The organism is Amycolatopsis sp. NPDC051102 (assembly GCF_040682815.1).
Taxonomy (GTDB): Bacteria; Actinomycetota; Actinomycetes; order Mycobacteriales; family Pseudonocardiaceae; genus Amycolatopsis.
Window position 1 is genome coordinate 119940 of record NZ_JBFBBT010000026.1, and the last position, 15723, is coordinate 135662.

The 15723-nt window shown below is 73.8% G+C and carries 1 protein-coding gene and 1 pseudogene; both read left to right on the forward strand.

What is annotated here, in order from left to right:
• Window position 1: 1 nt before the first annotated feature.
• Entirely contained in the window at window positions 2–14197 is a 14196-nt protein-coding gene (locus tag AB0M93_RS42365; RefSeq protein WP_364285338.1) for a type I polyketide synthase, read from the forward strand.
• Window positions 14198–14203: 6 nt separating this feature from the next.
• A pseudogene (locus tag AB0M93_RS42370) lies at window positions 14204–15619 on the forward strand (beta-ketoacyl synthase N-terminal-like domain-containing protein); the annotation flags it as partial.
• Between the last annotated feature and the right edge of the window lie 104 nt (window positions 15620–15723).

The following is a 15723-nucleotide window of genomic DNA, read 5'->3' on the forward strand; positions in this document are numbered from 1 at the left end:
GGTGCGCACCGATCTCATCAAGCCACTTCACGTCGCACTCCTGGAGAACGCGACCCGTTTCGCCGGAAAGGTCGCGTTCGCCGACGACCACCGGGCCGTGACCTACGGCGAGCTGGAGGCGCGGACGCGCCGGCTCGCCGGGCACCTGGCCGGGCTGGGCGTCCGGCACGGCGACCGGGTGGCGATCTGCCTCGGCAACCGTGTGTCCACTGTGGAGAGTTACTTCGCGGTGCTGCGCGCGGGCGCCGTCGGCGTGCCGCTCAACCCCGGTTCGGCGACGGCCGAGCTGGAGTACCCCCTGGCCGACAGCGGCGCCGTGGCCGTCATCACCGACGCCACCCAGGCAGCGCGGCTCCGGTTCGCCCCGGAGGTCCGGCTGCTGGTGACGGGCGACGTCCCGGCGGGTGCCCACGCGTACGACGAACTCGCCGTCACCGAACCGGACCGGCCGGCCCCGGACGACCTCGGGCTCGACGAGCCGGCGTGGATGTTCTACACGTCGGGGACGACCGGACGGCCCAAGGGCGTCCTGTCGACGCAGCGCAACTGCCTGTGGTCGGTCGCCTCCTGCTACGTGCCGTTCCCGGGACTGTCCGATGAGGACCGGGTGCTGTGGCCGCTGCCGCTGTTCCACAGCCTTTCGCACATCGCCTGCGTGCTGTCGGCCACCGTCGTCGGCGCGACCGTCCGGATCACGGACGGCAGTTCCGCCGACGACGTCATCCGGCTGCTCCGCGCGGAGGACACGACGTTCCTGGCCGGCGTCCCGACCACCTACCACCACCTGGTGCGGGCCGCCCGGCAGCGCGGGTTCAACGCGCCGAGCCTGCGCGTCGGCCTGGCCGGGGGCGCCGTCCTCGGCGCCGGGCTGCGGAGCGAGTTCGAGGAGACCTTCGGGGTTCCGCTGATCGACGCCTACGGCAGCACCGAGACCTGCGGCGCCATCACCATGAACCCGCCGGACGGCGCCCGCGTCGAAGGGTCCTGCGGCCTGCCCGTGCCCGGCGTCGGCGTGCGGGTCGTTGATCCCGAAACCGGGCTCGACGTCCCCGCGGGCCAGGAGGGCGAGGTCTGGGTCAAGGGGCCGAACGTCATGGTCGGCTACCACAACAGCCCGGAGGCGACCGCCGCGGCGATGCGCGACGGCTGGTTCCGGACCGGGGACCTGGCCAGCCGCGACGACGCCGGCTACTTCACCATCCGCGGCCGGATCAAGGAGCTCATCATCCGGGGCGGGGCGAACATCCACCCCGGCGAGATCGAGGCGGTCCTGCGCACCGCCGACGGCGTCGCCGACGCGGCGGTCGCCGGCGCGCCCCACGAGACGCTCGGGGAAGTCCCGGTCGCGTACGTGATCCCCGCGCCGTCCGGGTTCGACCCGGCGGCGCTGATCGAAAAGTGCCGTGAACGGCTTTCCACGTACAAGGTGCCGGAGCGGATCCTCGAAGTCGCCCACATCCCCCGGACGGCGTCGGGCAAGATCCGGCGCGGCCTCTTGGCCGACGAGCCCGGCGAGCTGCGGTACACCGCGGCGGAACACGAGGAGTCGTCCCGGGAGACCGAGCCCGACGAAGCCGTGGCCGCGGCCCTGCGCGCCCGGCTGTCCACTTTGGACGAGCGGGCGCAGGTCGAGCTGCTGGAAGAGCTCGTCCGCGAGGAGGCCGCCGACGTGCTGGGGCAGCCGGTCCCGGGCGACCGCGCCTTCCGCGACCTCGGCTTCACGTCGCTGGCCGTCGTCGAACTGCGGAACCGGCTGACCGGCCGCACCGGCCTGTGGCTGCCCGCCAGTGCCGTCTTCGACCACCCGACGCCGTCGGCGCTGGCCGGGCGCGTCCGGGCCGAGCTGCTCGGTATCGGCCAGGACGTCACCGAGCCGGCGGTGGCGGCCGATCCGGGCGAGCCGATCGCGATCGTCGGGATGGCGTGCCGGCTGCCGGGCGAGGTGGCCTCGCCCGAAGACCTGTGGCGGCTGGTGGCCGAGGGCGGCGACGCCGTCTCCGAGTTCCCCGCCGACCGCGGGTGGGACCTGGAGACCCTCGTCGACCCGGCCCGGGAACGCCCCGGGACGTCGTACGTCGGCCACGGCGGTTTCCTCCACGACGCCGGGCTCTTCGACGCGGGCTTCTTCGGCATCTCGCCGCGGGAGGCCCTGGCCATGGACCCGCAGCAGCGGCTGCTGCTGGAGACGTCCTGGGAGGCCCTCGAACACGCCGGCGTCGACCCGATCGCGCTGAAGGGCACCGACACCGGGGTGTTCTCCGGCCTGATGAACCAGGGCTACGGCGCCGGCGCGGTGACCCCGGAGCTCGAAGGGTTCGTCACCACGGGGGTCGCGTCGAGCGTGGCGTCCGGCCGCGTCTCCTACGTGCTGGGGCTGGAAGGCCCGGCGGTCACCGTCGACACGGCGTGCTCGTCGTCGCTGGTCGCGATGCACCTGGCGGCGCAGGCGCTGCGGCAGGGCGAGTGCTCGATGGCGCTGGCCGGTGGCGTCACGGTGATGGCGACGCCGGGTTCGTTCGTGGAGTTCTCCCGCCAGCGGGCCCTGGCGCCCGACGGCCGGTGCAAGGCGTTCGCGTCCGCGGCCGACGGGACCGGCTGGTCCGAAGGCGTCGGCGTGGTCGTCCTCGAGCGGCTGTCGGTGGCGCGGGAGCGGGGCCACCGGGTGCTCGCCGTGCTGCGCGGCAGCGCGGTCAACCAGGACGGCGCGTCCAACGGGCTCACCGCGCCGAACGGCCGGTCGCAGCAGCGGGTCATCCGCCGCGCGCTGGCCGGGGCCGGGCTGGCACCGTCCGATGTGGACGCCGTCGAGGCGCACGGGACCGGGACGACCCTCGGTGACCCGATCGAGGCGCAGGCGCTGCTGGCGACCTACGGCCAGGGGCGGGAGACGCCGCTGTGGCTGGGGTCGTTGAAGTCGAACATCGGTCACGCGCAGGCGGCGGCCGGTGTCGCCGGGGTGATCAAGATGGTGCAGGCGCTGCGGCACGAAGTCCTGCCGCCGACGCTGCATGTCGACAAACCGACTTCAGAGGTGGACTGGTCGGCCGGCGCCGTCGAACTGCTGACGGAAGCTCGCGAGTGGCCGCGGACCGGCCGTCCGCGCCGGGCCGGCGTGTCGTCGTTCGGCGTCAGCGGCACCAACGCGCACGTGATCATCGAGGAAGCGCCCGCCGAGGAGCCGGTCTCCGCGCCCGAGGCTGCGGTGGTGCCGCTGGTGGTGTCGGCGCGCAGCCAGGAGTCGCTGTCCGGGCAGGCCGAACGGCTGGCGTCCGTCCTCGAAGGGGACGTCTCGCTGACCGAGGTCGCGGGGGCGCTGGTGTCCCGGCGTGCCGTGCTGGACGAGCGCGCGGTCGTCGTGGCCGGTTCGCGCGAGGAAGCCGTGGCCGGGCTGCGGACGCTGGCTCCCCGCCCCACTGCGACGCCGGGCAAGGTCGTGTGGGTGTTCCCCGGGCAGGGGACGCAGTGGCCCGGGATGGGCCGGGAGCTCCTGGAGTCGTCGCCGGTGTTCGCCGCGCGGATCGCCGAGTGCGCGACGGCGCTGGAGCCGTGGATCGACTGGTCGCTGCTCGACGTCCTCCGCGGTGACGGCGATCTGGACCGGGTCGATGTGCTGCAACCCGCCTGTTTCGCGGTGATGGTCGGGCTGGCCGCGGTCTGGGAGTCCGTGGGCGTGCGCCCGGACGCCGTCGTCGGTCACTCGCAGGGCGAGATCGCCGCCGCCTGCGTCTCGGGGGCGTTGTCCCTCGAAGACGCGGCGAAGGTGGTGGCCCTGCGCAGCCAGGCCATCGCGGCACAGCTCTCCGGCCGCGGGGGAATGGCGTCGGTCGCCCTGGGCGAAGACGACGTCGTGTCGCGGCTGGTGGACGGGGTCGAGGTGGCCGCCGTCAACGGGCCGGCGTCCGTGGTGATCGCCGGCGACGCCCGAGCCCTCGACGAAACGCTGGAAGCGCTGTCCGGTGCCGGAATCCGCGTGCGGCGGGTGGCGGTGGACTACGCCTCGCACACCCGGCACGTCGAAGACATCCGCGACACCCTGGCCGAGACGCTGGCCGGGATCACCGCGCAGGCCCCGGCGGTGCCGTTCTACTCCACCGTCACGAGCGAGTGGATTCGCGACGCCGGGGTGCTGGACGGCGGCTACTGGTACCGCAACCTGCGCAACCAGGTCCGGTTCGGTGCGGCCGCGGCGGCGCTGCTCGAGCAGGGGCACACGGTGTTCGTCGAGGTCAGCGCGCATCCGGTGACGGTCCAGCCGCTGAGCGAGCTCACCGATGCGGTGGTGACTGGGACGCTGCGGCGCGACGACGGCGGCCTGCGTCGCCTGCTGACCTCGATGGGCGAGGTGTTCACCGCCGGCGTCGACGTGGACTGGACCGCGGTCGTGCCGGCGGGCGGCTGGGTGGACCTGCCGACCTACGCCTTCGACCACCGGCACTACTGGCTCGAGCCGGCGGAACCGGCGTCGGACGGCGACTCGTTCCTGGGCACGATCGTCAGCACGCCCGGTTCGGACCGCCTCACCGCCGTCGCCCGGTGGACGCGCCGGGCGCAGCCCTGGGCGGTGGACGGCCTGGTCCCGAACGCGGCGCTGGTCGAGGCGGCCATCCGGCTGGGCGACCTGGCGGCCACGCCCTTCCTCGCGGAACTGACTATCGACGCTCCGGTGGTGCTGCCGTCCCGCGGTGGCCGGGACGTCCAGCTGATCGTCGGCGAACCCGGCGAGCAGGGGCGGCCGATCGAGGTCTTTTCCCGTGCGGCGGACGAACCGTGGACGCGGCACGCCCACGGCACACTTGCTCCCGCCGTCGCTGAGGCGACCGGCCCGGCGGCGGGAGACGCCATCGACGTCACCGCGGACGGCCTGCGCGACGCGGACCGGTACGGGATCCACCCCGCGCTGCTGGACGCCGCCGTCCGCACGGTCGTCGGCGACGACCTGCTCCCGTCCGTCTGGACCGGCGTGTCCCTGCTGGCCGCCGGCGCGACGGCCGTCACGTGTACGCCGACGGCGACCGGCCTGCGGCTGACCGACCCGGCCGGGCAGCCCGTCCTGACCGTCGAATCCGTGCGCGGCACGCCGTACGCGGGTGAACAGCGCGCCACCGACGCGCTCTTCCGCGTCGACTGGACGGAAATCCCGCTGCCCACCCTGGGCGAAGCCGACTTCCTGCCGTACGAAGCCACGTCGGTCGAGGCGACCCTGTCGACGCTTCAGGGCTGGCTGGCGGACCCCGCGGAAACCCGGCTGGCCGTCGTCACCGGGGACTGCGACGAGCCCGGCGCGGCCGAAATCTGGGGTCTGGTGCGCTCGGCGCAGTCCGAACACCCCGGCCGGATCGTGCTGGCCGACCTCGACGACCACGCCGTGCTGCCCGCCGTGGTGGCGAGCGGCGAACCGCAGGTCAGGGTGCGCAACGGCGTCGCTTCGGTGCCGCGGCTGGTCCGCGTTGCGCCCCAGCGGGACGCCCGCCCGCTCGACCCCGCGGGCACTGTCCTGATCACCGGCGGCACCGGCACGCTCGGCGCGCTGACCGCCCGGCACCTCGTCACCGCGCACGGCGTCCGGCACCTGGTGCTGGTCAGCCGCCGCGGTGAAGCTCCCGAGCTGCGGGACGAGCTGACCGCGCTGGGGGCGTCCGTCACCATCGCCGCCTGCGACGCGGCGGACCGGGACCAGCTCGAAGCCGTCCTGCGGGCGATTCCGGCCGAGCACCCGCTCACCGCCGTCGTGCACACCGCCGGGGTCCTGGCCGACGGCGTCGTCACGGAGCTCACCCCCGACCGGATCGCCACCGCGCGGCGCCCGAAGGTGGACGCGGCACTGCTGCTCGACGAACTGACCCGGGACGCCGACCTCGCCGCGTTCGTGCTGTTCTCCTCGGCGGCGGGCGTGCTGGGCAACCCCGGTCAGGCCGGCTACGCGGCCGCCAACGCCGGGCTGGATGCGTTGGCACGCCGGCGTAACAGCGAAGGTCGGCCTGCGGTGTCCATCGCCTGGGGCTACTGGTCGACGGTCAGCGGCATGACCGAACACCTGGGTGCCGCCGACCTGCGGCGCAACCAGCAGATCGGGATGTCCGGCATCGACGCCGACGAGGGCATGGCGCTGCTGGACGCCGCCATCGGCACCGGTGGCGCCCTGGTCGCGGCGAAGTTCGACGTGCCGGCGCTGCGGGCGGCGGCGAAGGCCGGCGGCCCGGTTCCGCCGCTTCTCCGCGGCCTGGCTCCGCTGCCGCGGCGGGCGGCGGCGAAGACGGCGTCGCTGACCGAACGCCTCGCCGGTCTGGGCGAGGCCGAGCAGGCCGAAGCCCTGCTGGACCTGGTGCGGCGGCACGCCGCCGAAGTGCTCGGCCACAGCGGCGTCGGCTCCGTCCACACGGGACGGACGTTCAAGGACGCCGGCTTCGACTCGCTGACCGCGGTGGAACTCCGGAACCGCCTCGCGGCCGCGACCGGGCTCACCCTGTCCCCGGCGATGATCTTCGACTACCCGAAGCCACCGGCGCTCGCGGAACACCTGCGCACCAAGCTCTTCGGAGCGGCGGCGACGCGGCCGGCCGAAATCGGGACCGCCGCGGCGGCCGACGAGCCGATCGCGATCGTGGCGATGGCGTGCCGCTTCCCCGGGGGCGTGCACAGCCCCGAAGACCTGTGGCGGCTGGTCGCCGACGGCGTCGACGCCGTCACCGAGTTCCCCGCCGACCGCGGCTGGGACACCGACCGGCTCTACCACGAAGACCCCGACCACGAAGGCACCACGTACGTCCGGCACGGCGCCTTCCTCGACGACGCCGCCGGGTTCGACGCCGCCTTCTTCGGCATCTCACCGAACGAGGCGCTCGCCATGGACCCGCAGCAGCGGTTGCTGCTGGAGACGTCCTGGGAGCTGTTCGAGCGGGCCGCGATCGACCCGACCACCCTGGCCGGGCAGGACATCGGCGTCTTCGCCGGCGTCAACAGCCACGACTACAGCATGCGGATGCACCGGGCGGCCGGCGTCGAGGGCTTCCGGCTCACCGGCGGCTCGGCGAGCGTCCTGTCCGGCCGCGTCGCCTACCACTACGGCATCGAAGGACCGGCCGTCACGGTCGACACGGCGTGCTCGTCTTCGCTGGTCGCGCTGCACATGGCGGTGCAGGCGCTGCAACGCGGCGAGTGCACGATGGCGCTCGCGGGCGGCGTGATGGTGATGGGCACGGTCGAGACGTTCGTCGAGTTTTCGCGGCAGCGCGGGCTGGCCCCCGACGGCCGGTGCAAGGCGTTCGCCGACGGCGCGGACGGCACCGGCTGGTCCGAAGGCGTCGGGCTGCTCCTGGTGGAGCGGCTGTCCGAGGCCCGGCGGCGAGGGCACCAGGTGCTGGCCGTGGTCCGCGGGTCGGCGGTCAACTCCGACGGTGCGTCGAACGGCCTGACCGCCCCGAACGGCCCGTCGCAGCAGCGCGTGATCCGCAAGGCACTGGCCGCCGCCGGACTGTCCACAACGGACGTCGACGCGGTGGAAGCGCACGGGACCGGGACGACCCTCGGCGACCCGATCGAGGCCGAGGCGCTGCTCGCCACCTACGGCCAAGATCGTGCGCAGCCGCTGTGGCTCGGGTCGGTGAAGTCGAACCTCGGGCACACGCAGGCCGCGGCGGGCGTCGCGGGCGTGATCAAGATGGTCATGGCCATGCGCCACGGCGTCCTGCCCAAGACGCTGCACGTCGACCGCCCGTCGTCCCATGTGGACTGGACGGCGGGTGCGGTCGAGCTGCTGACCGAGGCTCGTGACTGGCCGGCCAACGGCCACCCGCGCCGGGCGGGCGTGTCGTCGTTCGGCATCGGCGGCACCAATGCGCACGTCGTCCTGGAAGAGGTTCCCCAGCCGGTCGTGACGCCGGAGCCCGAGCCGGCCGAGTACCTGGTGCCGGTGCTTTTCTCCGCGCGTTCGGCGGCCGGGCTGCGCGGGCAGGCCGCGCGCCTCGCGGACTTCCTCGGCGCTGACGTGCGCGTCCCCGACGTCGCTCACGCGCTCGCCACCACGCGGGCCCAGCTCGACCACCGAGCCGTCGTCCTGGCCACCGACCGGGAACAGCTCCGCAGCGACCTGGCCACCTTCGGTCCGGGTGTCGTGTCCGGGACGCCGGTCGACGGCAAGCTGGCGTTCCTGTTCACCGGCCAGGGCAGCCAGTGGGCCGGGATGGGCCGCGAGCTCGCCGGGACGTTCCCGGTCTTCCGTGCGGCTTTCGAGGCCGCGTGCGACGCCGTGGACTCGCACCTGGACGGACGTCCGCTGCGCGAGGTCGTGTTCGACGACAGCGCACTGCTCGACGAGACGATGTACACCCAGGGCGCGCTGTTCGCCGTGGAAACCGCGCTGTTCCGGCTCTTCGAGTCCTGGGGCGTGCGGCCGGACCTGCTCGCCGGCCACTCGATCGGCGAGCTCGCCGCCGCGCACGTGTCCGGCGTGCTCGACCTGGCCGAGGCGGGCGAACTGGTCGCCGCGCGCGGCCGGCTGATGCAGGCGCTGCCCGCGGGTGGCGCGATGGTCGCCGTCCAGGCGACCGAAGGCGAGGTCGCGCCCCTGCTCGGCGACGCCGTCTGCGTCGCCGCGATCAACGGCCCGGACTCGGTCGTGCTCTCCGGCGCTGAGGACGCCGTGCTGGCCGTCGCGGCCGAACTGGCGGGCCGCGGCCGCAAGACGCGGCGGCTGACGGTCAGCCACGCCTTCCACTCGCCGCTCATGGAGCCGATGCTCGACGACTTCCGCGCGGTCGCCGAACGCCTGACCTACCGGCCCGGTTCGCTGCCCGTCGTCTCGACGCTGACCGGGGAACTCGCGCCGCTCGACACCCCGGACTACTGGGTCCGCCAGGTGCGCAACGCCGTGCGGTTCAGCGACGCCATCACCGAGCTGAGCGCCCAGGGCGCGACGACGTTCCTCGAGCTCGGCCCGGGTGGAGCGCTCGCGGCGATGGCGCTCGGCATGCTCGGCGGTCCGGAGCAGAGCTGCGTCGCCACCCTGCGCAAGAACGGCGTGGAGGTCCCCGACGTCCTGACCGCGCTCGCGGAACTGCACGTGCGTGGTGTGGCCGTGGACTGGACGGCGGTGTTCGACGAGCCGGGTGCGGCGGTCGGGACCGTGCTGCCCACGTACGCGTTCGAGCACCAGCGCTTCTGGGTGGACACCGGCGAAACGGCGGAAGTCGCCCCGCCTGCCGAGCCGATCGCCGCCCGGCCGGTGGCAGACGTCCTCGAGCTGGTCCGGGAGAGCGCCGCGGTGGTGCTCGGGCACCGGGACACCGGCGCGTTCGACCTCGATCGGTCCTTCAAGGACCACGGGTTCGACTCCCTCAGCGCGATCAAGCTGCGCAACCGCCTGCGCGACTTCACCGGCGTCGAGCTGCCCAGCACGCTGATCTTCGACTACCCGAACCCGGCCGTCCTCGCGGACCACCTGCGGGCCGAGCTGTCCGGCGAGCGCCCGGCCGCGCCGGTGACGGTGACGCGGGACGTCTCGGACGAGCCGATCGCGATCGTCGGTATGAGCACCCGGCTGCCGGGTGGCGCCGACAGCCCCGAAGAGCTGTGGAACCTCGTCGCGGAAGGCCGGGACGCGATCTCCGGCTTCCCCGTCGACCGCGGCTGGGACCTGGACGGCCTCTACCACCCGGACCCCGCCCACGCCGGGACGAGCTACACGCGTTCGGGCGGCTTCCTGCACGACGCGGCCCAGTTCGACGCCGGGCTCTTCGGCATCTCGCCGCGCGAAGCCCTCGCGATGGACCCGCAGCAGCGGCTGCTCCTGGAGACGTCGTGGGAGGCCCTCGAACGCGCGGGTGTCGACCCGCTTTCCGCGCGCGGCAGCGACGTCGGCGTCTTCACCGGGATCGTCCACCACGACTACGTGACACGGCTGCGCGAAGTGCCCGAAGACGTCCAGGGCTACACCATGACCGGGACGGCTTCGAGCGTCGCGTCCGGCCGGGTGGCCTACGTGTTCGGCTTCGAGGGACCGGCGGTCACGGTGGACACAGCGTGTTCGTCGTCGCTGGTCGCGATGCACCTCGCGGCGCAGGCACTGCGGCAGGGCGAGTGCTCGATGGCGCTCGCCGGCGGCGCGACCGTGATGGCCAGCCCGGACGCCTTTCTCGAGTTCTCCCGCCAGCGCGGCCTGTCCGCCGACGGCCGGTGCAAGGCCTACGCGGAAGGCGCGGACGGCACGGGCTGGGCCGAGGGCGTCGGCGTCGTCGTCCTCGAACGGCTGTCGGTGGCTCGGGAGCGGGGGCACCGCGTCCTGGCCGTCCTGCGCGGCAGTGCGGTGAACCAGGACGGTGCTTCGAACGGCTTGACCGCGCCGAACGGGCCGTCGCAGCAGCGGGTGATCCGCGGCGCGCTGGCGAGCGCCGGGCTGGCACCGTCTGATGTGGACGTCGTCGAGGGCCACGGGACCGGGACGGCGCTGGGTGACCCGATCGAGGTGCAGGCGCTGCTCGCCACCTACGGGCAGGAGCGGGACCAGCCGCTGTACCTGGGGTCGCTGAAGTCGAACGTCGGGCACACGCAGGCCGCGGCCGGGGTCGTGGGCGTGATCAAGATGATCATGGCCATGCGCCACGGCGTCATGCCGGCCACGCTGCACGCCGACGAGCGCACGAGCCAGGTGGACTGGTCCGCGGGCGCGATCGAGGTCCTCACCGAGGCCCGGGAGTGGCCGCGCACCGGGCGTCCGCGCCGGGCCGGCGTGTCGTCCTTCGGCGCCAGCGGCACGAACGCGCACCTGATCATCGAAGAAGGACCCGCGGAAGAAACCGTCGCGGAAGAGGCGGCTTCCGTGGTGCCGCTGGTGGTGTCCGCGCGCAGCACCGGTTCGCTGGCCGGGCAGGCCGGACGGCTGGCCGCGGTCCTCGATCGCGAGTCGCTGGTCGGCGTGGCTGGCGCCCTGGTGTCCGGCCGCGCGACGCTGAACGAGCGCGCGGTCGTCGTCGCGGGCTCGGCAAGCGAAGCCCAGGCCGGGTTGCAGGCGCTGGCCCGCGGCGAGAACGCGCCTGGCGTCGTGACCGGGACCGCGGGCAAGCCCGGCAAGGTCGTGTGGGTGTTCCCCGGCCAGGGCTCGCAGTGGCTCGGCATGGGCCGGGAACTGCTCGACTCCTCGCCGGTGTTCGCCGAGCGGATCAAGGAGTGCGCCGCCGCGCTGGAGCAGTGGACCGGCTGGTCGCTGCTCGACGTGCTCCGCGGCGACGCCGACCTGCTGGACCGCGTCGACGTCGTGCAGCCCGCGAGCTTCGCGATGATGGTCGGCCTTGCCGCGGTGTGGACCTCCCTCGGGGTGACCCCGGACGCGGTGCTCGGCCACTCCCAGGGCGAGATCGCCGCCGCCTGCGTGTCCGGCGCGCTGTCGCTGGAGGACGCGGCGAAGGTGGTCGCGTTGCGCAGCCAGGCGATCGCCGCGGAACTGGCGGGCCGCGGCGGGATGGCGTCGGTCGCGTTGAGCGAGGAAGACGCGGTCGCCCGGCTGACGCCGTGGGCGGACCGGGTCGAGGTGGCCGCGGTCAACAGCCCATCCTCGGTCGTCGTCGCGGGCGACGCCGAAGCCCTCGACGAGGCTCTCGACGCCCTGGCCGGCGCCGGCGTGCGGGTCCGGCGGGTCGCGGTGGACTACGCCTCGCACACCCGGCACGTCGAGGCCATCGCCGAAACCCTGGACAAGGCCCTGGACGGCATCACCGCCCAGGCGCCGGCGATCCCGTTCTACTCCACCGTCCTCGGCACGTGGATCGAAGACGCCGTCGTCGACGGGGGCTACTGGTACCGGAACCTGCGGCAGCAGGTGCGGTTCGGTCCCTCGGCGGCGGCACTGGCCGGGCTCGGCCACACGGTGTTCGTGGAGATCAGCGCCCACCCGGTGCTGGTCCAGCCCCTGAGCGAACTCAGCGACGACGCCGTGGTGACCGGGTCGCTGCGCCGTGACGACGGCGGGCTCCGCCGCCTGCTGGCGTCGGCGGCCGAGCTGTACGTCCGGGGCGTGGCCGTGGACTGGACGGCCGCCGTGCCCGCGGCCGGCTGGGTCGACCTGCCGACGTACGCCTTCGACCGGCGGCACTTCTGGCTCCACGATGCCGAAACCGCCGAGGCCGAGGCCGGCGAAGGCGCGGACGCCGAGTTCTGGACCGCGATCGAACGGTCCGATGTGGACAGCCTGGCCGAGCTGCTCGACCTGGTGCCCGAACAGCGCGGCGCGCTCAGCACCGTCGTGCCCGTGCTGGCCGGGTGGCGCGACCGGCGCCGCGAACGCTCGACCGCCGAGAAGCTGCGGTACCAGGTCACCTGGCAGCCCCTGGAGCGCGAAGCCACCGGCGTGCCGGGCGGGCGCTGGCTGGCCGTCGTCCCGGCCGGCACCACCGACGCGCTCCTGACCGAGCTGACCAGCCAGGGACTCGACATCGTCCGGCTGGAGATCGAGGAAGCTTCCCGGGAACACCTGGCCGAGCGGTTGCGGGGTGTCCTGGCCGAGCACGACCTCACCGGCGTGCTCTCGCTGCTCGCGCTCGACGGCGGCCCCACGGACGCGACCGAGGTCACCGCTTCGACGCTCGCGCTGGTCCAGGCCCTGGGCGACACGAACACGTCCGCGCCGCTGTGGTGCCTCACCTCCGGCGCGGTGAACATCGGCATCCAGGACGCCGTCACCGCACCGGCCCAGGCGGCCGTGTGGGGCCTCGGCCGCGCCGTCGCGCTGGAGCGCCTCGACCGTTGGGGCGGCCTGGTCGACCTGCCCGCCGCGCTCGACGCCCGCACGGCGCAGTCCCTGCTCGGTGTCCTGAACGGCGCCGGCGGGGAAGACCAACTGGCGGTCCGCCGGTCCGGCGTCTACAGCAGGCGGCTCGTCCGCAAGCCCGTGCCGGAGTCCGCGACGAGCAAGTGGGAACCCCGCGGCACGGTCCTGGTGACCGGCGGCGCCGAAGGGCTCGGCCGGCACGCCTCGGTCTGGCTCGCGCAGTCCGGCGCCGAACGGCTCATCGTCACCGGCACCGACGGCGTCGAGGAACTGCGGGCCGAGCTGGCCGGGTTCGGCACCGCGATCGAGTTCTGCGCCGAGACCGACCGCGACGCGATCGCGCGGCTGGTGGCGGACTCGGAGGTGACCGCCGTGGTGCACGCCGCCGACATCGCGCAGACCAGCTCCGTCGACGACACCGGCGTGGCCGACCTCGACGAGGTGTTCACCGCCAAGGTGACCACTGCGGTGTGGCTGGACCAGCTGTTCGAGGACACCCCGCTCGACGCCTTCGTCGTGTTCTCCTCGATCGCCGGCATCTGGGGCGGCGGTGGCCAGGGCCCGGCGGGTGCGGCGAACGCCGTCCTCGACGCCCTCGTCGAATGGCGCCGGGCGCGCGGCCTCAAGGCGACGTCGATCGCCTGGGGCGCCCTGGACCAGATCGGCATCGGCATGGATGAGGCCGCGCTCGCCCAGCTGCGCCGCCGCGGTGTCATCCCGATGCCGCCGCCGCTGGCGGTCACCGCGATGGTGCAGGCGGTCGCCGGCAACGAGAAGGCCGTGGCGGTGGCCGACATGGACTGGGCCGCCTTCATCCCGGCGTTCACGTCGGTGCGGCCCAGCCCGCTGTTCGCCGACCTGCCCGAAGCGAAGGCGATCCTCCAGGCCACGCAGGACGACGGCGAAGACGGCGACACGGCGTCGTCGCTCGCGGACTCCCTGCGGGCGGTCCCGGACGCCGAGCAGAACCGCATCCTGCTGAAGCTGGTCCGCGGGCACGCCTCCACCGTCCTCGGGCACAGCGGCGCCGAAGGGATCGGCCCGCGGCAGGCGTTCCAGGAGGTCGGCTTCGACTCGCTGGCCGCGGTCAACCTCCGCAACAGCCTGCACGCGGCCACCGGGCTGCGGCTGCCGGCGACGCTGATCTTCGACTACCCCACCCCGGAGGCGCTGGTCGGCTACCTGCGCGTCGAGCTCCTCCGGGAGGCCGACGACGGCCTGGAGGGCCGGGAAGACGACCTCCGGCGGGTCCTCGCGGCCGTGCCGTTCGCCCGGTTCAAGGAGGCGGGCGTGCTGGAGGCCCTGCTCGGCCTGGCCGGCACCGACGCGGAAGCGGACACCGAGCCTGCGGTTCCCGAACCGGCCGCCGGCGACGCAGAACTGATCGACGCACTGGACATCTCCGGTCTCGTGCAACGGGCCCTCGGGCAGACGAGCTGACCGCCGATGGCGAACGAATCGTGGAGGAAGAACATGTCCGCGCCGAACGAGCAGATCGTTGACGCACTGCGCGCCTCGCTGAAGGAGAACGTCCGGCTTCAGCAGGAGAACGCCGCGCTCGCCGCGGCCGCGGCGGAGCCCATCGCGATCGTCTCCATGGCCTGCCGCTACGCCGGCGGCATCCGCGGCCCGGAGGACTTCTGGCGCGTGGTGTCCGAAGGCGCCGACGTCTACACCGGCTTCCCCACCGACCGTGGCTGGGACATCGAGGGCCTCTACCACCCGGACCCCGACAACCCCGGCACGACGTACGTGCGGGAAGGGGCCTTCCTGCACGACGCGGCCCAGTTCGACGCGGGCTTCTTCGGCATCTCGCCGCGCGAGGCCCTCGCGATGGACCCCCAGCAGCGGCAGCTCCTGGAGGTGTCCTGGGAGACCCTGGAACGCGCCGGGATCGACCCGCATTCGGTGCGGGGCAGCGACATCGGTGTCTACGCCGGGGTCGTCCACCAGGACTACGCCCCCGACCTCAGCGGGTTCGAAGGGTTCATGAGCCTGGAGCGGGCCCTGGGCACCGCGGGCGGTGTCGCCTCCGGCCGGGTCGCCTACACGCTCGGTCTCGAAGGTCCCGCCGTCACCGTGGACACGATGTGCTCGTCGTCGCTGGTCGCGATACACCTTGCGTCACAAGCACTTCGCCGCGGTGAGTGCTCGATGGCGCTGGCCGGCGGTTCGACCGTGATGGCGACGCCGGGCGGGTTCGTCGGCTTCGCGCGGCAGCGGGCCCTGGCCTTCGACGGTCGCTGCAAGTCCTACGCCGCGGCCGCCGACGGCTCCGGCTGGGCCGAGGGCGTCGGCGTGGTGCTGCTGGAGCGGCTGTCGGTGGCGCGGGAACGCGGGCACCAGGTCCTCGCCGTCATCCGCGGCAGCGCGGTCAACCAGGACGGCGCTTCCAACGGCCTCACCGCCCCCAACGGCCCGGCCCAGCAGCGGGTCATCCGCAAGGCACTGGCCAGTGCCGGCCTGACGACGTCCGATGTGGACACCGTCGAGGGCCACGGCACCGGCACGGTCCTCGGCGACCCGATCGAGGTGCAGGCCCTGCTGGCCACCTACGGCCAGGGCCGCGACCCGCAGCAGCCGCTCCTGCTCGGCTCGGTGAAGTCGGTCGTCGGGCACACGCAGGGCGCGTCCGGCGTGGCCGGCGTGATCAAGATGGTGCAGTCGCTGCGGCACGGGAAGCTGCCGGCGACCCTGCACGTGGACGCGCCGACGCCGCAGGTCGACTGGTCGGCCGGGGCCATCGAGCTGCTGACCGAGCCGCGGGAGTGGCCGCGCGGCGACCGTCCCCGCCGCGGCGGCATCTCGTCGTTCGGCGCCAGCGGCACCAACGCGCACATGATCCTGGAGGAGGCCCCCGACGACGTCGTGAGTGGTAAGGCGCGTTGTTAAAACCCGTAACACACAACCCCCGGGGGGGTGGCGCGGGGGGGGTCGGGCCCCACAGGCCGGTGGGGTGGCGCGCC